The 19,938-nt window shown below is 54.3% G+C and carries 21 protein-coding genes; 13 read left to right on the top strand and 8 right to left on the bottom strand.

What is annotated here, in order from left to right; all coding sequences use genetic code 11:
* Positions 1-7: 7 nt before the first annotated feature.
* From murJ to rimJ, 4 genes are all read right to left on the bottom strand, one after another.
* Entirely contained in the window at positions 8-1,543 is a 1,536-nt protein-coding gene (murJ, locus tag B2Q93_RS00185) for a murein biosynthesis integral membrane protein MurJ (RefSeq protein WP_286931577.1), read from the bottom strand.
* Positions 1,544-1,672: 129 nt separating this feature from the next.
* The gene (locus B2Q93_RS00180) at positions 1,673-2,596 is read right to left on the bottom strand and encodes a Gfo/Idh/MocA family protein (protein WP_286931576.1); all 924 of its coding nucleotides are present in this window, start codon (positions 2,594-2,596) and stop codon (positions 1,673-1,675) included.
* 2 nt (positions 2,597-2,598) lie between these two features.
* Positions 2,599-3,249, bottom strand: a complete 651-nt coding sequence (locus B2Q93_RS00175; protein WP_286931575.1) for a YceH family protein — start codon at positions 3,247-3,249, stop codon at positions 2,599-2,601.
* A gap of 9 nt (positions 3,250-3,258) precedes the next feature.
* Positions 3,259-3,843: a ribosomal protein S5-alanine N-acetyltransferase gene (gene rimJ, locus B2Q93_RS00170; protein ID WP_040076182.1), complete on the bottom strand. Its 585-nt coding sequence runs from the start codon at positions 3,841-3,843 to the stop codon at positions 3,259-3,261.
* Between the two features lie 232 nt (positions 3,844-4,075).
* On the opposite strand from rimJ, the gene mdtH reads away from it, so the two are divergent.
* From mdtH to B2Q93_RS00120, 10 genes are all read left to right on the top strand, one after another.
* Positions 4,076-5,284, top strand: coding sequence for a multidrug efflux MFS transporter MdtH (gene mdtH / locus B2Q93_RS00165; protein ID WP_046885711.1), 1,209 nt, complete (start codon positions 4,076-4,078; stop codon positions 5,282-5,284).
* Positions 5,285-5,346: 62 nt separating this feature from the next.
* Positions 5,347-5,994, top strand: a complete 648-nt coding sequence (grxB, locus tag B2Q93_RS00160; protein WP_046885712.1) for a glutaredoxin 2 — start codon at positions 5,347-5,349, stop codon at positions 5,992-5,994.
* 124 nt (positions 5,995-6,118) lie between these two features.
* A complete protein-coding gene (locus B2Q93_RS00155) occupies positions 6,119-6,679 on the top strand; it encodes a lipoprotein (RefSeq protein WP_046885713.1) in 561 nt (186 codons plus the stop codon).
* A gap of 125 nt (positions 6,680-6,804) precedes the next feature.
* The gene (gene pyrC / locus B2Q93_RS00150) at positions 6,805-7,851 is read left to right on the top strand and encodes a dihydroorotase (protein ID WP_286931574.1); all 1,047 of its coding nucleotides are present in this window, start codon (positions 6,805-6,807) and stop codon (positions 7,849-7,851) included.
* Positions 7,852-7,926: 75 nt separating this feature from the next.
* On the top strand, positions 7,927-8,172 hold the full coding sequence (gene dinI, locus B2Q93_RS00145) for a DNA damage-inducible protein I (RefSeq protein WP_046885715.1): 246 nt from the start codon (positions 7,927-7,929) through the stop codon (positions 8,170-8,172).
* A gap of 269 nt (positions 8,173-8,441) precedes the next feature.
* Entirely contained in the window at positions 8,442-8,696 is a 255-nt protein-coding gene (gene bssS, locus B2Q93_RS00140; protein ID WP_040076189.1) for a biofilm formation regulator BssS, read from the top strand.
* Between the two features lie 116 nt (positions 8,697-8,812).
* A complete protein-coding gene (solA, locus tag B2Q93_RS00135; protein ID WP_286931573.1) occupies positions 8,813-9,928 on the top strand; it encodes an N-methyl-L-tryptophan oxidase in 1,116 nt (371 codons plus the stop codon).
* Positions 9,929-9,985: 57 nt separating this feature from the next.
* Positions 9,986-10,105: a YceO family protein gene (locus B2Q93_RS00130; protein WP_046885716.1), complete on the top strand. Its 120-nt coding sequence runs from the start codon at positions 9,986-9,988 to the stop codon at positions 10,103-10,105.
* A gap of 254 nt (positions 10,106-10,359) precedes the next feature.
* A complete protein-coding gene (locus B2Q93_RS00125) occupies positions 10,360-10,926 on the top strand; it encodes a cytochrome b (RefSeq protein ID WP_207293461.1) in 567 nt (188 codons plus the stop codon).
* A gap of 1 nt (position 10,927) precedes the next feature.
* Positions 10,928-11,503 carry a YceI family protein gene (locus B2Q93_RS00120; protein ID WP_040076191.1) on the top strand — a complete coding sequence of 192 codons (576 nt, stop codon included), beginning with the start codon at positions 10,928-10,930 and terminating at the stop codon, positions 11,501-11,503.
* A 44-nt stretch (positions 11,504-11,547) separates the two neighbouring features.
* On the opposite strand, the gene B2Q93_RS00115 is transcribed toward B2Q93_RS00120, so the two are convergent.
* Positions 11,548-12,597 carry a rhodanese-related sulfurtransferase gene (locus B2Q93_RS00115; RefSeq protein WP_046885718.1) on the bottom strand — a complete coding sequence of 350 codons (1,050 nt, stop codon included), beginning with the start codon at positions 12,595-12,597 and terminating at the stop codon, positions 11,548-11,550.
* Positions 12,598-12,815: 218 nt separating this feature from the next.
* On the opposite strand from B2Q93_RS00115, the gene B2Q93_RS00110 reads away from it, so the two are divergent.
* The 3 genes from B2Q93_RS00110 (at position 12,816) to B2Q93_RS00100 (ending at position 15,591) form a co-directional block, all read left to right on the top strand.
* Positions 12,816-13,742 (top strand): Kdo(2)-lipid IV(A) acyltransferase, encoded by a 927-nt coding sequence (locus tag B2Q93_RS00110; protein WP_046885719.1) that lies wholly within the window; start codon positions 12,816-12,818, stop codon positions 13,740-13,742.
* Between the two features lie 126 nt (positions 13,743-13,868).
* Positions 13,869-15,119, top strand: a complete 1,251-nt coding sequence (gene mdtG / locus B2Q93_RS00105) for a multidrug efflux MFS transporter MdtG (RefSeq protein ID WP_040076194.1) — start codon at positions 13,869-13,871, stop codon at positions 15,117-15,119.
* Positions 15,120-15,216: 97 nt separating this feature from the next.
* Positions 15,217-15,591 carry a MysB family protein gene (locus tag B2Q93_RS00100; RefSeq protein WP_040076196.1) on the top strand — a complete coding sequence of 125 codons (375 nt, stop codon included), beginning with the start codon at positions 15,217-15,219 and terminating at the stop codon, positions 15,589-15,591.
* Here the strand turns inward: B2Q93_RS00100 and B2Q93_RS00095 are convergent, their stop codons facing one another.
* Genes B2Q93_RS00095 through mdoG form a run of 3 tightly spaced genes read right to left on the bottom strand, consistent with a single transcriptional unit; the run spans position 15,592 to position 19,933 of the window.
* Complete coding sequence (locus tag B2Q93_RS00095) at positions 15,592-15,819, bottom strand: YceK/YidQ family lipoprotein (protein ID WP_040076197.1); 228 nt, start codon at positions 15,817-15,819, stop codon at positions 15,592-15,594.
* 57 nt (positions 15,820-15,876) lie between these two features.
* Positions 15,877-18,405, bottom strand: coding sequence for a glucans biosynthesis glucosyltransferase MdoH (gene mdoH / locus B2Q93_RS00090; protein ID WP_046885721.1), 2,529 nt, complete (start codon positions 18,403-18,405; stop codon positions 15,877-15,879).
* On the bottom strand, positions 18,398-19,933 hold the full coding sequence (gene mdoG, locus B2Q93_RS00085) for a glucans biosynthesis protein MdoG (protein WP_286931572.1): 1,536 nt from the start codon (positions 19,931-19,933) through the stop codon (positions 18,398-18,400). The genes mdoH and mdoG overlap by 8 nt, the downstream gene beginning before the upstream one ends.
* Positions 19,934-19,938: the final 5 nt, after the last annotated feature.

Raw genomic sequence — 19,938 nt, 5'->3', positions numbered from 1 at the left:
TTTTTCGTTACGCCGTACGGCGGGTGAACTCTTTCACTTTAAAACCGAGAATGGCCAGGGTCGCAAAGTAAGCCACCACGCCGGTCACCACGACCGCCATTAACCGCAGCAGTCGATAGAACATCGTGCCCTGCGCCCAATCCGGCATCACATGCAGCATGCCCACTAATGCCGCCGCCATCACCAACACCGCTATCACCAGACGCACCAGGAAACGTGCCCAACCCGGCTGCGGGGTAAAAATTTTCTGTTTACGCAGTTGCCAGTAGAGCAGAGCGGCGTTAAGACATGCCGCCAGACCGATAGAGAGTGCCAGGCCAGCGTGCTTAAGAGGGCCAATAAACGCCAGGTTCATCAGCTGGGTCATAATTAAAGTCACAATGGCAATTTTGACCGGCGTTTTGATGTCCTGGCGCGAATAGAAGCCCGGCGCCAACACTTTCACGACGATCAGCCCCATCAGTCCTACCGAATAGGCAATGAGCGCCCGCTGGGTCATGGCCGCATCAAACGCGGTAAACTTGCCGTACTGGAACAGCGACACGGTCAGCGGCTTGGCCAGGATCCCCAGCGCCACCGCGCTGGGAAGTGCCAGCAGGAAGCAGAGCCGCAGCCCCCAGTCCATCAGGCGGCAATATTCATCATGATTGCCGCTGGCAAAGCTTTTCGACAGTGACGGCAGCAAGATGGTGCCCAGGGCCACGCCCAGCACGCCAGAGGGAAACTCCATCAGACGATCGGCGTAATACATCCATGAAACCGATCCTGAGGCGAGGAAGGAGGCAAAAATGGTGTTGATAATGAGCGAGATCTGACTAACGGAGACGCCCAGGATCGCTGGCCCCATCTGTTTGACGACACGCATCGCCCCGGCATCGCGCAGGTTGATGCGCGGCAAGACCAGCATGCCAATTTTCTTCAGATGCGGTAGCTGATAAGCCAGCTGCAACACGCCGCCGACGGTCACCGCCCAGGCAAGGGCCAGCACCGGAGGGTTAAAGTGCGGCGCAGCAAACAGCGCAAATCCGATCATGCTGATATTGAGGAACGTAGGGGCAAAAGCCGGCACCGAGAAGCGGTTCCAGGTATTGAGAATCGCCCCTGCCAGAGAGGCGAGCGATATAAGCAAAATATAGGGGAAAGTGATCTGCAACAGCTGGGTGGTGAGAGCAAATTTGTCCGCCGTGTTGGCAAAGCCTGGCGCGGTCACCATGATAACCCACGGCGCTGCCAACATCCCCACCACGGTGACGATGGCCAGCGCCAGGGTCAGCAGACCCGAAACGTAAGAGATAAACACCCGGGTGGCATCTTCGCCCTGCTTACTTTTGTACTCAGCCAGGATTGGGACAAACGCCTGTGAGAAAGCCCCTTCAGCAAAGATACGACGCAGCAGGTTGGGCAACTTAAAGGCGACGAAAAACGCATCGGTCGCCATGCCTGCACCAAAAACCCTTGCCACAATGGCATCGCGTGCAAAGCCCAGCACGCGAGAAAACATGGTCATCGAGCTGACGGCGGCCAGCGATTTTAATAGGTTCATTAACGTGAATTTCCACAACCACACGGCAAAACGCCTGCAGTGCAGGCGTTGAAAGAAGCGCTTAGTCTACCTGGATTCCGGGGAATTACTATCGGCAGATGTTACAGGGGTTGAACCCGCAGATAACGGTTACTCGCTCATCGCCTCGCGCCACAGCTTCTCGACGATGCGCTGAGCCATAATGGCCTGCTCGCCCGCCGTCTCCGGAATGGTCTGATTTTGCACGCACTCAATAAAGTGATGCGCGCAGCCTGCAAAACCCCGCTGCTCCAGCGTACTCTGCCAGCCCGGTACCGGGCGGTGTACCACCCCCTGCCCTCTCTCTTCTCGCCACTCACGCATATCGGTGACATCCACCAGCGCACCGTCGGTGACGGCCTGAACCCACTCCCGTTGACTGCCCGCCCGGCGATGCATGGCGGTTGTAATCTGAAAATGGTTAATACTGAAATGGTGCTCGGCATAGACCATCTCGCCTTGCTCGTTCGCCAGCAGGGTGCCGCTCTCGAGCTGCGCGTTACCGCCTGCCAGCCACAGTGCGGTGTCTACCACGTGCAGATAGTCGTCGAGCAGCGTGAAGCGCAGATCGCCGGGGCCGACGCTGTCAGCGCGGTGCTTATCCATTCGCAGAGAAGCCGCGCCAGAGAGCTGACTTTTCAGCGACTGATACAGGGGTGCAAAACGGCGATTGAAGCCCACCATCAGGGTGAGTTTTTTCCGCGCGGCCAGCTCAATCAGACGCTCGGCATCCTGAATATTTTCTGCCAGCGGTTTATCTACGCAGACATGCACGCCGGCGTTGAGCAGTTCGCTCACCACCTGGTAATGGGTAGCCGTAGAGGTATGAACAAAGACCGCGTCGCACTGCTGGGCCAGTTCGGTCAGCGAGCCGGCATAGGGCATGCGGAAGGTCTCACAGATACGCAGCGCTTTATCCCGCGACGGAGACCAGGCCCCCTGCAGCGTCCAGTCGGTGGCGGCGCTCAGTACCGGCAGCCAGGCTTTCTGAGCAATACCGCCCAACCCTACAACACCTACGCGTAATTTTGTCACAGTTAATCTCCCAGATGTGCCAGCAGCGAATCGAGCCGCTGTTTTAGGTCGGCGACTTCACCTTCCAGCGTCTCGACGCGGGCAAGCAGGCTCTCATCCTCTACGGGCGCCACCGCCTCAACCACGTTTATCAGCGTTTCGACATTGCCGCTAAAGAGATGCATATAACGGCTCTCACGTTTGCCCGGCTCCCGCGGCAGACGCAAGACATAGGGCCCGTCTTCGCGGGAGGCCAGATGTTCCAGCGTTTGCTCAATCTCCTGCATATCGGCAAATTCATACATCCGCGCGGCCCGGCTGCGCAGTTCACCCGGGGTTTGAGGCCCACGCAACAGCAGTGTAGTAATGACCGCCACCTCGGCGGGATTGAGTTTCAGGTCGCCAAATTCAGAGTTGCAGAAACGCTGCTCGTACTTTGTGACGCGGTTGCCGAACCCGCTCACTGTTCGTAGATAGTGGCGCTTGACCAGCGCATCAAGCAGATCCTGAACCTCATGTTCTGCAAGGTTCATCACCGGCTCGCGGTTAGTTTTTTGGTTACAGGCAAGCGTCACGGCATTGATCGACAGGGGATACTGTTCAGGGGTGGTGATCTGTTTTTCAAGCAGGCTGCCGATCACCCGCGCTTCCATAAGCGATAACTGATATTTCATAACATCTCCTTAGCGTCCTGCGCTCCACTCTTTGGTTGTGAGCGCCGTCAGGACATGATCGCGCCACTCGCCGTCTATCAATAGATAATCTTTCGCGTATCCCTCTTTTTCAAAGCCGAGACGCGCCAGCAGATCGCCGCTGCGCTGATTGTGCGGCATATAGTTCGCCATAATGCGGTGAATATGTTGGGTGCGCTGCATATAGCGAATGGCGGCGGAGAGCGCCTCGAACATCAACCCCTGCCCTTGCCACTTCTGGCCAATTGAATAGCCGAGATAGCAGGCATGAAAAGACCCGCGCACCACGTTGGAAAAATTGGCGATGCCGATGATCTCTTTTTCATCGGGATCGAGCAGCGCGAAATAGAATGCCGAGCCCTGCTTATGGAACTCTGCAATCATCCCCAGACGCGCCTGCCACCCGGAGGGATAACAGTGGCTCTCATCCCGAATGGGCTCCCAGGGTTTTAAAAACTGACGATTCTCGGCGTAATAATCCGCCAGACGCCAGGCATCACGCTCGTGCACCAGACGCACAACCAGCCGGTCGGTCGTCAGGCGCACCTTCGGCACATTACTACGATAGCCAAACATCGATACCACTCCTTCCCGTTACAACCTCGGCCCGTTATCTTTACTATACCTGTGCGGTTGCCGTCTGTGAAAACAGTGACATACCATTTTCGTGACTTTTCACACTTTACGATGAAAAGCGCCAATCAAAGTCTTCGTTTGATAAAAAAATATTGTCGCCGGGACAGTGGGAAAAATGTTCATAACCCCGCAGAATATTAGCGCGCTTACCTTTTAATTTCCCGGAGGGGAAATGTCCCGCATCTCGCAGGCCCGGAACCTGGGTAAATACTTCCTTCTCGTCGATAACATGCTGGTGGTACTGGGCTTTTTTGTCGTATTCCCTCTGATTTCGATCCGCTTTGTGGATCAAATGGGCTGGGCGGCATTAATGGTCGGTATTGCCCTCGGCCTGCGCCAGTTTGTGCAGCAAGGGCTGGGGATCTTTGGCGGCGCGATTGCCGACCGCTTCGGCGCCAAACCGATGATTGTCACCGGCATGCTGCTACGTGCGGCCGGGTTTGCCACCATGGGCATTGCTCACGAACCCTGGATACTGTGGGCCTCCTGCCTTATCTCCGGGCTCGGAGGAACATTGTTTGACCCACCGCGCACCGCGCTGGTGGTCAAACTGATTCGCCCGCAGCAGCGTGGACGGTTTTTCTCCCTGTTGATGATGCAGGACAGTGCCGGCGCGGTGATCGGCGCCCTGCTGGGTAGCTGGCTACTGCAGTATGATTTCCGCCTGGTCTGCGCCGTAGGTGCCGTCCTCTTTATCCTGTGCGCGGGCTTCAACGCCTGGCTACTGCCTGCGTGGAAACTCTCCACCGTTAAGGCCCCGGTGCGCGAAGGGATGGGCCGGGTGCTGCGGGACAAACGCTTCGTCACCTACGTGCTCACCCTGGCGGGTTATTACATGCTGGCGGTGCAGGTCATGCTTATGCTGCCCATCATGGTCAACGATATCGCCGGCTCTCCGGCAGCGGTGAAATGGATGTATGCCATCGAAGCCAGCCTGTCGCTGACTCTGCTCTATCCGATTGCCCGCTGGAGCGAAAAGCGGTTTCGTCTGGAGCACCGGTTAATGGCTGGACTGCTGTTAATGTCGATCAGCATGCTGCCGATCGGGATGGTCAGCTCGCTACAGCAGCTGTTTATTCTGATCTGCACTTTTTACATTGGCTCGATCATCGCCGAACCGGCACGTGAAACCCTGAGCGCCCAGCTGGCGGATGCCCGCGCACGTGGTAGCTATATGGGCTTTAGTCGCCTCGGACTGGCGATTGGCGGTGCGCTGGGTTATGCAGGCGGCGGCTGGCTGTTTGATGCCGGCAAAGCATTCAGTCAGCCGGAGTTACCCTGGGTGATGCTGGCGGTGATCGGGGTGATCACCTTCTTCGCGCTGGGCTGGCAGTTCAGCCACAAACGTAGCGCGGGCACCATGCTGGAGCCTGGGGCCTGATTTGTCTCATGCTTTTTTCTCCTCCATACTGACTATTGATGGTCAACAACTGGAGGAGAAACGTGAAACTTTATATTTACGATCACTGCCCGTTCTGTCTTAAAGCCCGAATGATTTTTGGTCTGAAGAATCTACCCGTCGAACTCATCACGCTGCAGAATGATGACGAAGCAACGCCCACGCGGATGATTGGTAAGAAAATGGCCCCCATCCTGCAAAAAGACGACAGCCGTTACCTGCCCGAAAGCATGGATATCGTCCACTATGTCGACCAGCTTGATGGCAAGCCGCTGCTCACTGGCAAGCAAAACCCCGCCATTGAAGAGTGGCTACGCAAAGTGAACGGTTACGTGAATCGTCTGCTTATCCCCCGCTTCGCGAAATCTGCGTTTGATGAGTTTTCTACACCAGAGGCCCGTGCGTACTTCGTTGAGAAGAAAGAGGCCGCTATCGGCAGCTTTGATGAGCATATGGCCCACACCGCCGGTCTGGTAAAAAATATCAGCGATGACCTGCGGGCGCTGGACAAGCTCATCGTCCAGCCTAACGCCGTCAATGGCGAGTTATCTGACGATGATATTCACCTCTTCCCACTGCTGCGTAACCTGACGCTGGTCGCGGGCATTACCTGGCCAACGCGGGTCGCGGACTATCGCGATAACATGGCGAAGCAGACCCAAATCAACCTTCTCTCTTCCCAGGCACTGTAAGCCCGGACGGGCGGGCACCCTCTGCCCGCCCGTTGATTTCAGCTTTTTCTGCTGGTCTGTAACACTCTCGCCTGACATACTGGCTCGTCGGGCGTTAAGTGCTGACATTATGTTGAGGAAAAACATGAAGAAAATCGTTATTGCCGCTGCGTTTATAGTGAGCGGCCTGCTGGTTGGTTGCAATCAGCTTACTCAGTACACCGTCAGCGAGCAGGAAATTAACCAGGCGCTTCAGAAACATAATAATTTTGCCAAAGATATCGGCGTCCCCGGCGTGGCGGATGCGCATATTGTACTGACCAACCTGGACAGTAAGATTGGCCGGGAAGAGCCAAACAAAGTGATGCTCTCCGGTGATGCCAGCCTGGACATGAACTCCCTGTTTGGCAGCCAGAAGGCCAATATTCAGCTCAAATTAAAAGCGCTGCCGGTCTTCAACAAAGAAGAAGGGGCGATTTATCTGCAGGAGATGGAGATTGCCGATGCGGTCGTCACGCCGGAGAAAATGAAACCGGTACTTCAGACCCTGATGCCTTATCTCAACCAGTCGCTGCGCAGCTACTTCAATAAACAGCCAGCCTATATCCTGAGTGAAGATAAGAGCAAAGGCGAAGCGTTGGCGAAGAAATATGCCAAAGGCATTGAAGTGAAGCCGGGAGAAATCATAATCCCCTTCACTGAGTAAATATAACGGCGCTTCGGCGCCTTTTTTTTTGTAAAAAGAGTGCAAACGAAAACGTTTCCGCATATCCTTTGTGTCCGGCAAAAAACAGCCTTCATGACTGATTCCTACCAAGCCGGAGCATACTAATGACTGCACATCCCCAGGTTCTGAAAATCCGCCGTCCTGACGACTGGCATATCCATCTGCGTGATGGCGACATGCTGGCCACCGTCGTGCCTTATACCAGTGAAATTTATGGCCGCGCGATTGTCATGCCTAACCTGGTACCGCCAGTCACTACCGTTGATGCCGCTATTGCCTATCGCGACCGCATCCTCGCTGCCGTACCGGCCGGGCATGACTTTACGCCGCTGATGACCTGCTACCTGACTGACACGCTGGATCCGGCAGAGATTGAGCGCGGCTTTAACGAAGGGGTTTTCACCGCCGCCAAGCTCTATCCGGCAAACGCCACCACCAATTCCAGCCACGGCGTGACCAGCGTCGATGCTATTATGCCGGTACTGGAGCGCATGGAGAAACTGGGTATGCCGCTGCTGGTGCACGGTGAAGTGACCCATGCCGACATCGATATCTTCGATCGTGAAGCCCGCTTTATCGATACCGTGATGGAACCGCTTCGCCAGCGCCTGCCGGGTTTGAAAGTGGTGTTTGAACATATCACCACTAAAGATGCCGCAGATTATGTCCGCGAGGGCAACGAGCGTCTGGCGGCAACCATTACCCCGCAGCACCTGATGTTTAACCGCAACCATATGCTGGTTGGCGGCGTGCGTCCGCATCTGTACTGCCTGCCGATCCTGAAGCGTAATATCCACCAGCAGGCGCTGCGTGAGCTGGTCGCCAGCGGTTTTGACCGCGTGTTCCTGGGTACAGACTCCGCGCCGCATGCACGTCATCGCAAAGAGGCCAGCTGCGGCTGTGCAGGCTGCTTCAATGCGCCTACCGCACTGGCGAGCTATGCCCAGGTCTTTGAGGAGATGAATGCCTTGCAGCACTTCGAAGCCTTCTGCTCGCTTAACGGCCCGAAATTCTACAACCTGCCGGTTAATGATACGTTCGTTGAACTGGTGCGCGAAGAGAGCCAGGTGGTGGAGTCGATTGCCCTGACGGATGACACCGTAATTCCATTCCTGGCGGGTGAAACGGTGCAATGGACGGTTAAAGGTTAAAAAAATGGTCGCCCCCTGTTGCGTTGGCATCAATAGAACTGTATAAATACACAGTATATTGCACAGGGGGTTATTATGCGTATTGAAGTCACGATCGCCAGAACCACAGCCATGCCTGCCGGCGCGCTGGATGCGCTGGCGGGGGAATTATCCCGTCGTATCAACGATTCCTTTCCCGAGCGCGATGGTGCCGTTACCGTGCGTTATGCTGCCGCCAATAACCTGTCAGTATTAGGTGGTGCCAAAGAAGATAAAGAGCGTATCAGCGAAATCCTCCAGGAGACCTGGGAGAGCGCTGATGACTGGTTTATTACCGATTAAGTTTTACGCCCTCATTGTGTTTTTTGCCGGGTCGCCCCGGCTTTTTTTCGTTTCGTTTTAAGAAAGTTCCCCGCCCTGCCTGACTTCTTTTAAAATCGTGAGCATCACGGTGATTTATTGTTCGAACATTCCTAAAATGTAACTATTTACGTTGCGATGGTTTCTTTTTCCGATCAGAACCCTTATTTAATGTATACTGAAGTAGCTTCAGAAAAACACGCATTGAACCTCAAAGTCGTTGTCTTCTAACACGTATTAAGGGGGTTAAGATGGAAAAGAATAATGAAGTCATCCAGACCCATCCTCTCGTCGGCTGGGATATTAGCACCGTAGACAGCTACGACGCGCTGATGTTGCGCTTACACTACCAGACCCCAAATCAGGCGGACCGTGAAGAAGCGGAGGTTGGGCAGACTCTGTGGTTAACAACAGATGTCGCACGCCAGTTTATTTCTATTTTAGAAGCAGGAATTGCAAAAATAGAATCTGGTGACTACCAGGAAAATGAGTATCGTCGGCATTAAGAATATGCCCAATTTTCACTCAACAGGCACCTCAGGGTGCCTTATTTATTTCTCCCTTGTATAACCCCGCCATGTTAATTACTCTGCTATGTAAAGTGCAGCGTAAAGAGATTTATATGAAATACGATCTAATCATTATTGGCAGTGGTTCCGTCGGCGCCGCCGCAGGTTATTATGCAACCCGTGCCGGGCTGAAGGTATTGATGATAGATGCCCATATGCCGCCACACACCGAAGGGAGCCACCATGGTGATACCCGCCTGATTCGTCACGCTTACGGCGAGGGCGAGCGCTATGTCCCGATGGTGTTACGCGCGCAGGCGCTGTGGGATGAGCTGGCAGAGATCAGTGGTGAGGCCGTCTTTGAGCGTACCGGCGTGATCAACCTGGGGCCTGCTGATTCTGAATTTCTGACAAATGTCGCCCAGAGCGCGCAGAAGTTTAACCTCAACGTAGAGTCTATGAGCAGCGAGGCCATTATGGCGCGCTGGCCTGAAATTCGGGTGCCTGAGAACTATATCGGTCTGTTTGAAGGCAGTTCTGGGGTATTACGTAGCGAACTGGCGATTAAGACCTGGATTGCTCTGGCGAAAGAGTCCGGATGCGCGCAGCTGTTTAACTGCCCGGTGAGCCGCATTCAGCATGGTGATGATGAGGTGACGGTAGAAACAGCTGATGGTGCATATAGCGCGCATCGACTGCTGGTCAGTTCGGGGACCTGGGTCTCTAGCCTGGTGCCTGACCTGCCAGTGCAGCCAGTGCGCAAAGTCTTTGCGTGGTTCCAGGCCGATGGCCGCTACAGCAGTAAAAACCACTTCCCGGCGTTTACCGGCGAGTTGCCAGACGGCAATCAGTTCTACGGTTTTCCTGCTGAAAATGATGAACTCAAGATCGGTAAACATAACGGCGGGCAACCCATCACGTCCCAGCAAGAACGCGTCCCCTTTGGTGCCATAGCCAGTGATGGATCGGAGTGTTTTACATTCTTACGGAATGTACTGCCGGGCGTAGGCGGTCTGCTGCATGGAGCAGACTGCACCTATGACAACACCCCAGACGAAGATTTTATTATTGATACGCTGCCAGGGCATGATAATACGTTGCTGATCACCGGCCTCAGCGGTCATGGCTTTAAGTTTGCCAGCGTACTGGGTGAGATTGCCGCGCAATTTGCCCAGGGTATCACGCCGTCGTTTGATCTGACGCCCTTCTCCTTAGCACGCTTTCGCTGATAATTGCCCCAGGCTTCGGGATGCCGAAGCCTTTAACTTTTCGCAAATGGGAAGTGAATGCGACGCCTGCTTAACTATCTGATCAACAATATTCGTGAGCATCTGATGCTCTATATTGTGCTGTGGTCATTATTAGCCGTTATCGATGTCGTTTATATTCTGTTCTATGCGGCATAACCCCTGACACTACCTTACATTTCTTAAAATAACTATAAATTCATCGCAAATAATTTGAATGTTATTAACCCAATGAAACCTGCTGCAGGGCTGCTAAACAGTTCATTTTTTACGAAAAAGCTGATGTAAAATCCCTGTCATCATCAAAGTAACTGAAAGATAAAAATTAATAGTCATTATTATTAAATATCATTTGCATTACTATTTCTGACACGTCATGTTGACCGCACATTAATATTATTGCGGTACTGACTATGCAGTTACGTAATTCCCCGACACGCTATGGTGTTATTTCCCTTTTATTACACTGGGTCACGGCCATTGTCGTTTATGCCATGTTTGGCCTCGGGTTGTGGATGGTCACGCTTAGCTACTACGATGGCTGGTACCATCAGGCACCCGAGCTGCATAAGAGCATTGGCATCCTGTTGATGATGGGTCTGGTGATCCGCATTATCTGGCGCCACGTCTCCCCGGTACCGCCGCCGCTGCAAAGCCAGACTCGCCTGACCCGACTGGCGGCCGCCTCGGCCCATATCGCCCTTTACGGCCTACTCTTTGCCATTCTAATTAGCGGCTACCTGATTTCCACCGCCGACGGCAAGCCCATCAGCGTATTCGGCCTGTTTGATGTCCCTGCACTATTGGCAGATGCCGGTACGCAGGCGGATCTCGCGGGTTCACTACATCTATGGCTCGCCTGGAGCCTGGTTGTTCTTTCCGTTTTACATGGCCTCGCCGCCATCAAACATCACGTTATCGATAAAGATGCCACCCTGACACGTATGTTGGGTAAAGCGTCGTCTGACTCTGGAGCATAAGATGAAAAAAAGCCTGCTGGGATTAACCTTAGGAACTCTGCTGTTCACCACCGGCGCCGCCGTTGCAGCAGACTATACAATTGATAAACAAGGGCAGCACGCCTTCGTCAACTTCCGCATCCAGCACCTGGGCTACAGCTGGCTGTACGGCACCTTTAATGATTTCGATGGGTCTTTTACCTTCGATGAAAAAAATCCGGCTGCCGATAAAGTGAATGTCACGATCAATACCAACAGCGTAGACACTAACCACGCTGAGCGTGATAAACACCTGCGCAGCGCAGAGTTCCTGAACGTGTCGAAGTTCCCGCAGGCGACTTTCGCGTCTACAGAAGTTAAAAAAGCAGGTGACGGGCTGGATATCACCGGTAACCTGACCTTAAACGGCGTGACTAAACCAGTGACGCTGGCAGCGAAGCTGATTGGTCAGGGCGACGATCCGTGGGGCGGCAAACGCGCCGGGTTTGAAGCTGAGGGTAAAATCCGTCTGAAGGACTTTAATATCACTACTGATCTGGGTCCGGCATCGCAGGAAGTGGATCTGATTATTTCTGTTGAAGGCGTGCAGAAGAAGTAAGTGAAGTCGGCCCGGTTGCTCGCTGCAGCCGGGCCGGACAGCCGTTATTCCGGGTCAGGAATACCCAGGCGGGTATTGAGACGACCACGCGACTTATTGAAGATTTTATTACCGTTTTCACGTCCCGCGCGGCGACGGCGCTGCTCCTCTTCAGGCAGAGCGCTCTCTTCGCTGCACAGTTCACTACAGCAGCCATTAAACTTCTCAGCACATGCCGGGCACTGAATAAACAGCAGATGACAACCGTCGTTTTTGCAGTTGGTATGCGTGTCGCATGATGTACCGCACTGATGGCAATGCGAGATCACATCCTCCGAAATTCGCTCACCCATCCGCTCATCGAAGACGAAGTTTTTACCGATAAATCGTACCGGCAGGCCCTGCTCACGGGCACGGCGGGCATACTCAATAATGCCGCCCTCAATATGCCACACCTTATTGAAGCCGTTGTGCTTCATCCAGGCACTGGCCTTTTCACAACGGATCCCACCGGTGCAGTACATAACGATCTTTTTATCTTTATGTTCCTGCATCATCTCAACGGCTTTAGGCAGTTGCTCACGGAAGGTATCTGCCGGGATCTCCAGCGCATCCTCGAAATGGCCCACTTCATATTCATAGTGGTTACGCATATCGATAAACACCGCATCGGGATCGTCGAGCATGGCATTCACTTCAGCCGCCTTCAGATAGTCACCCACGTCGCTGGCATCGAAGGTCGGGTCGTCAATCCCATCGGCGACGATGCGTTCACGCACTTTCAAACGCAGCACCCAGAAGGATTTACCGTCATCTTCCAGCGCCACGTTCAGACGCAGCCCATTCAGTGCAGGATCGAAGCCGTAGAGATAATCACGTAACGCGTCGACTTTGCTTTCAGGCACGCTAATCTGCGCATTGATGCCCTCTTTGGCCAGATAAATGCGGCCAAATACGTTCAGCGCAGTCAGGGCTTTGTAGAGGGTGTCACGCGTTTCGTGCGGATTGACGATGGTGAAGTATTTATAGAACGAGATAGTCGTGCGCGGCTCTGTTTCGGCCAGCATGCGCGCTTTTAACTCCTCGTTCGAAATGCGGTTGTGTAACACTGGCATGGTGTACGGTTCCTGCAATCGTTAGAGAATCAAATCGGGCCGCATGATATAGCAAACAATGAGAATTTACATCCCTTCATTTTGCGCTACATTTCTGACTCACAAAATTTCGTTTTGCGCTTTACCCGCAACATGAGATCGCTTTTTTTGCAGAAATTTGGGCAATAGATTGAAAAATGCGACAATGCTGCATAAGGACGTTTAAGAACAGGAAAAACATGACCCATTTACCTCAATTTTCCATGGCGCTACTCCATCCACGTTATTGGCCTACCTGGCTGGGGATCGGTTTATTATGGTTAGTGGTAAAGCTGCCCTACCCCATCATCTATCGCCTTGGCTGCGTGCTGGGCCACCTTGCCCTGCGCCTGATGAAACGCCGTGCCCGCATTGCCGATCGCAATCTGGAGCTCTGCTTTCCACAAATGGACGCAAAGGCACGCCATGAGATGGTGGTTAAAAACTTTGAATCCGTCGGTATGGGGCTGATGGAAACAGGCATGGCCTGGTTCTGGTCTGATAAGCGGATGGCACGCTGGTATGACGTCACTGGTACCGGCATGGGTCCGGTACATCAACTTCAGGCCGATAAAACCGGCGTGCTGTTGATTGGGGTCCATTTCCTCACCCTCGAAATCGGTGCACGTATGTTTGGCATGCAGGCGCCCGGCATCGGCGTTTATCGCCCCAACGATAATCCGGTGATTGACTGGTTACAAACCTGGGGACGTATGCGTTCCAATAAGAGCATGATTGACCGTAAAGACCTGAAAGGGATGATTCGCGCCCTGAAATCAGGTGAGGTCATCTGGTACGCGCCAGATCATGACTATGGTCGTAACGCCAGCGTCTTTGTCCCCTTCTTTGCCGTAGAAGAGGCAGCGACGACCTCCGGTACCTGGATGCTGGCGCGCATGTCCAAAGCGGCGATTGTTCCCTTCGTACCGCGGCGAAAACCTGATGGTAAAGGTTATGAACTGATGATGCTGGAGCCCGAGCTGGCTCCCCCGCTTGACGATGCCGAGACCACCGCCCGCTGGATGAATGAGGTTGTGGAGAAGTGCATCATGCTGGCACCTGAACAGTATATGTGGCTACATCGTCGCTTTAAAACCCGGCCGGAGGGCGTTCCCTCTCGCTATTAATCTCCCCGGGGCGGCCAACAGGCCGCCTCTCTTTTAGCGATAAAAGCCCTCCTCCATTGCAGCAATCATCACGCAGGCGCATAATTAGCAGGCTTATTACCTCTCATAATATTATTGCGGATTGCTATGTCGCCCTCAGATGCCCCTATAAACTGGAAACGTAATCTCGCGGTTGCGTGGTTCGGTTGTTTTTTAACCGGCGCAGCCTTCAGTCTGGTCATGCCTTTTCTGCCGCTGTATGTCGAACAGCTCGGGGTGACCGGCCATAGCGCGCTGAATATGTGGTCGGGGCTGGTGTTTAGCATTACTTTTCTCTTTTCGGCCATTGCCTCCCCCTTCTGGGGCGGACTTGCTGACCGGAAAGGGCGCAAAATCATGCTGCTGCGCTCAGCGCTGGGCATGTCCATCATCATGGTGCTGATGGGGCTGGCACAAAATGTCTGGCAGTTGCTGATTTTGCGCGCCTTGCTGGGTTTGCTGGGCGGGTTTGTGCCCAATGCTAACGCGCTTATTGCCACGCAGATACCGCGACATAAAAGCGGCTGGGCGCTGGGTACGCTCTCTACCGGGGCGGTAAGCGGCGCACTCCTCGGCCCGCTGGCGGGCGGTTTTATGGCCGATATTTATGGCCTGCGGCCGGTCTTTTTTATCACCGCGGCGGTGCTGTTCATCTGTTTTATCGTCACCTTGCTGTGCATTCGGGAAAACTTTACCCCGGTGGCGAAAAAAGAGATGCTCCATGCGCGTCAGGTGATAGGCGCCCTGAAAAATCCGAAACTGGTGTTAAGTCTCTTTGTCACGACCTTAATCATTCAGGTTGCGACCGGCTCTATAGCCCCCATCCTTACGCTCTATGTGCGCGATTTAGCGGGCAACGTGAGTAATATCGCCTTTATTAGCGGGATGATTGCCTCGGTACCCGGCGTGGCGGCGCTGATCAGTGCGCCGCGACTGGGTAAACTCGGCGATCGCATTGGCCCAGAGAAAATCCTGATCGCAGCCCTGATTATTTCGGTGCTGCTGCTGATTCCTATGTCGATGGTGCAGTCCCCCTGGCAACTGGGCGTATTACGTTTCCTGTTAGGCGCCGCTGACGGAGCGCTATTGCCCGCCGTACAGACCCTGCTGGTCTACAACTCCACCAACCAGATTGCCGGGCGGATATTCAGTTATAACCAGTCTTTTCGCGATATTGGTAATGTCACCGGGCCGCTGGTGGGGGCCGGTGTCTCTGCGAGCTTCGGCTTCAGGGCCGTTTTTATCGTGACGGCCTGCGTCGTGCTCTTTAACGCCATCTATTCCTGGCTCAGCATGGCGAGAGCTACGCGCAAATCGCCGCGAAATCCTCCTTCTTCCTCCCCGGCAGTGCGTCATTAAGAAAAATGGCTGACGGCTTTCTGCGCATTCATACTTGCAATTTCAGTGGATAAGCTATCCTTTCCCTGAATGCTATGTCGAAAACAGGGAGACACTTATGACTATGTACGCCACGCTGGAAGAAGCTATTGACGCTGCACGCGAGGAGTATCTCGCCAATAATCCAGGCATTGAGGAAGAGAATGCGAATATTGAGCAACTCAATATTCAAAAATATGTTCTGCAGGATGGGGACATTATGTGGCAGGTCGAGTTTTTTGCCGACGATGGCCAGGAGGGGGAATGCCTGCCGGTATTAAGTGGCGAAGCAGCGCAGGCTGTTTTCGACGGCGATTTCGATGAAATTGAACTGCGCCAGGAGTGGCTGGAGGAGAATACCCTCCATGAGTGGGATGAAGGTGAGTTCCAGCTCGAACCGCCGCTGGATACCGAAGAGGGGCAGACCGCGGCAGACGAGTGGGACGAGCGTTAACTATTCGTACGGCCCGTGATGGGCATCAATGGGCAGGAGCAGCGTATCAAATATCAGCGAGAACGGCAGGTCCAGCACCGTCAGGTAGCGCCATGCGGAATCGCGTACATCCCACTGCACACCGGGATAATATTGATTACCATGCCCCTGTCCAGGGATGGTGCGACTAATGATGCTTCCGCATCCAGTTAGCATCAGGGACATCATGATGACGATGATGACTTTCATGGTTACCTCATAGAAAAAAATACCGGCCCACAGGCCGGTATTTTTTTTACCTCAGGCTTATTTCGCCTTCAGCGCCAACGGATTAAGCTTCAGCGTCTCGTAATGGCTAACCCACGACGAGTATCTCTCCGGGGCTGACCAGACGCGATAGTGCAGACGCGACATGGTCACCGGATCGCTCAACAGCACCAGACGACGGTCACGGTTCAGTTTTTCAGGCGTTTCATTAAGCGCCTGCTCCACATGACGATCGCGGGCGATCTCCAGCACCTGGCTTGCCCGGTGACGGGCCGTTGCCATCGCCGTAGAGAGCGCGTTAAAGGATGGGTTAAATACGGCGTGCATAAACCCATCTTCCAGCGAACGGCTACGGTTAAGCTCAAGGAATCTGTCAGTGTCAACCAGCACCTGCGGCGGCGAATACTCTTCCGGAATCAGGAACAGTTTCCAGCGCTTGGTACGCAGACCGACCGTTGAACGGCTGGATATCACCGACACAAACGGCGACAGAATCAGCGAGAAGACAATCGGCGCCAGCCAGAAGAGGAAACGCAGATCCAGCCATGCCATACCCACTGCCCAAACCAGACCCAGCAGCAATTGCGAACCATGACGCATAAAGGCTTCGCTCCACGGCGTGGAGTCGTCGTCACGCTGCGGTGAGTTCCAGACCACTTCCCAGCCGAGGAAGGCGCTAACCACGAACACGGTGTGGAACAGCATACGTACCGGCGCCAGCAGCACCGAGAACAGCACTTCCAGCAGCAGCGAGAGCGTGACGCGGAAGAACCCGCCATACTCCTTCGAGCCTTTACACCAGATGAGCACAATACTCAGCAGTTTCGGCAGGAACAGCAGCACCATGGTTGACGCAAAGAGCGCAATCGCCAGTTCAGGGCGCCACTGCGGCCACACCGGGAAGAGCTGGCGCGGTTGCAGGAAGTATTGCGGCTCGGTGAGCGCATGCACTACCTGGAGCGCCGTGGACAGCGCAAGGAACATAAACCACAGCGGCGCAGAGAGGTAAGACATTACCCCGGTGAGGAACACCGCACGGTGAACCGGGTGCATCCCTTTAACCAGGAACAGACGGAAGTTCATCAGGTTCCCGTGACACCAGCGGCGGTCGCGTTTGAGTTCATCCAGCAGGTTTGGCGGCAGCTCTTCATAGGAGCCTGGCAGATCGTAAGCGATCCATACCCCCCACCCGGCACGACGCATCAGGGCGGCTTCAACGAAGTCATGGGAGAGGATAGAACCGGCAAAGGACCCTTCGCCTGGCAGTGGCGCCAGGGCGCAATGCTCAATAAAGGGTTGAACACGGATGATGGCGTTATGGCCCCAGTAGTGGGATTCACCCAACTGCCAGAAGTGCAGGCCCGCGGTAAACAGCGGCCCGTAAACACGGGTGGCAAACTGCTGGCAACGCGCATACAGCGTATCCATACCCGACGCTTTCGGCGAAGACTGGATAATGCCAGCGTTCGGGTTCGCCTCCATCAGGCGCACCAGACCAGTCAGACAGTCGCCCGTCATAACCGAGTCGGCGTCCAGCACCACCATATAGCTGTACTGGTTACCCCAGCGACGGCAGAAGTCATCGATGTTACCGCTTTTACGCTTCACACGACGGCGGCGGCGACGATAGAAGATCTGCCCTTCGCCCTGCACTTCCGCAATCAGTTCCATCCACGCTTTCTGCTCAGCAACGCAGATATCGGGGTTGTAGCTGTCGCTCAGAATATAAACGTCGAAGTGCGCCGCGTTACCGGTGGCTTTCACCGACTCCCAGGTAGCGCGCAGTCCGGCGAAGACGCGATCCACGTCTTCGTTACAAATCGGCATGATCAGCGCAGTACGGTGCTCGGGATTCAGGGGTTCATCCCCCACCGTAGAGTGCGAAATGCTGTATTTGTCACGGCCTATCAGCAGCTGCAGGAAGCCCATTAGCGCGGTCCAGAAACCGGCCGAGACCCAACAGAAGAGTACGGCGAACAGCAGCAGGATGCCGCTTTGCAGAATGTACGGCAGGATCTGCATAAAGGAGACGAGCAGATCCTGATCGAGCATGTCTGCCGGGTTGATCAGTGCCCACCCCTGGTAAGGCAGAATGGTTTTCATGTACCAGGTAGCGACAACGGTTTGCGCCACGGTCAGCAACAGCAAAATATAGCGACGGATGCTGCCCACGGTACGCCATTTTTGCTCGCTCGCCTGCTGCTCTTTCGTGAGACGAGAAAGATAACGCGGCGTAACGTCGCGCCCGCGCAGACGATCCCAGAAGCGGCCTACCGGGTTCGTGCGCCACGGATCCGGGAACATGGAAGAACGCGTCGCCTTCGGCATTGCCTCAAGCTGGGTACGCCCTTCGTCATCCTTTATCAGTTGCCCTTCAGCCAGCGAATCGGGCCAGGCCTGCTCAAGGCGAGCCTTGACCGAGCCCAGCGGCGTATCGTCGTCACGGGTATATGGGTGACGTTCTGCATCCAGCGCGGTATGTACCGCGCGGATATCGTCCTTCGGCAATGCCGCTTTCTCTATGTCAGAGAGCGGCATGGCGTCGATATACTCAGTTGTCTTATTCATTGGCAGGTAGCTGATAGCTCCAGGTTTCACTCAGCGGCTGGTCGGCGTTCACCAGAGCGGCACGCATTTCAGTCGGCTGTTTCGCATCTTTCACTTTCACGCGCAGCGTTAAACGCCATCCCTTAGTGACCGGGTTATAGCGCACACTGTTTTCAACGATTTCACCGTTGTCTCCAATGCTTGCCTGGGCGGTTACAGGGGTATCTGGCGCAAGCGTCTTCATGCTCTGACCGGCAAAATCGACCACAAATGCGATGGTGCCATCGGGCTGACGAATCAGGTTCGACTGCTTCACATCACCGGTAGAGCGACGTGTTTGCATGACATACGCGTTATCCGGAGCATGAAGTTTGTCTTCATCGCGGCTCAGCGTGATGGTGTACTTGAAGTTCATCTCTTTACCGGCTTCCGGCAGCTGATCCGGCGTCCAGTACGCAACGATATTATCGTTGGTTTCATCGTTGGTTGGGATCTCTACCAGTTCAACCTTGCCTTTACCCCATTCGCCCTTCGGCGTAATCCAGGCGCTTGGGCGCAGGTCATAGCGGTCATCAAGATCTTCAAAACGAGAGAACTGGCGGCCACGCTGCAGCAGGCCGAAGCCTTGCGGGTTTTCCATCGCGAAGCTGCTAACAGCCAGATGTTTCGGGTTATTCAGTGGACGCCAGATCCATTCGCCATTACCGGCATGAATCGACAGTCCATTGGAATCATGCAGCTCAGGACGGAAGTTGGTCGCCGGAGAGGGCTGGTTCGGCCCAAACAGGAACATACTGGTCAATGGCGCAACGCCCAGCTTGCCCACTTTATCGCGCAGGTAAACTTTGGATTGAACGTCAACCACCGTATCGCGGCCTGGAATGATCACAAAACGGTACGCGCCGGTCGCGCGAGGGGAATCCAGCAGTGCATAAACCGTCAGACGCTTGTCGGTAGGTTTTGGACGCTCGACCCAAAACTCACGAAAACGCGGGAACTCTTCGCCAGAGGGCAGCGCCGTATCAATGGCCAGACCGCGCGCAGAGATACCGTACACCTGGCCGGCACCGATCACGCGGAAATAACTTGCGCCAAGCATGCTGACGATTTCGTCATTTTTATCTTTGCTGTTAATAGGATAAAGCACCTTGAAGCCAGCAAAGCCCAAATCTTTTACCGTGTCTTTATCGTGCTGTACGTTGCCAAAATTAAAATAATCCGGGCTGTACTTGATTTTACGCACTGCCGTGGCGGTCACTTCATTAATGGTGACTGGCGTGTCGAAATACATCCCCTGGTGATAAAACTCAAGCTTGAACGGGGTCTTAGTGTTGTTCCAGTAAGCTTTGTCGCGGTTAAACTGGATCTGCTGATAGTCCGCATATTTCATGTCGCGGAAAACGGAGGGCAGGTTACTTTTTGGCGCTTCATAGCTCTTGCCCGCCATCGATTTTGCCTGTTTTGCGACGTCGTCGATGGTAAAGGACCAGGCCGATGAGGTATATAGAGACAACAGTACAGCTGCCCCCAACCAACGCATTTTCATCATTTGTG

This window comes from Leclercia sp. UBA5958, assembly GCF_002430365.1.
Classification (GTDB): Bacteria; Pseudomonadota; Gammaproteobacteria; order Enterobacterales; family Enterobacteriaceae; genus Enterobacter; species Enterobacter pneumoniae.
The sequence above is the reverse complement of the archived record's forward strand: the minus strand, read 5'-3'. Positions and strand labels throughout refer to the sequence as shown.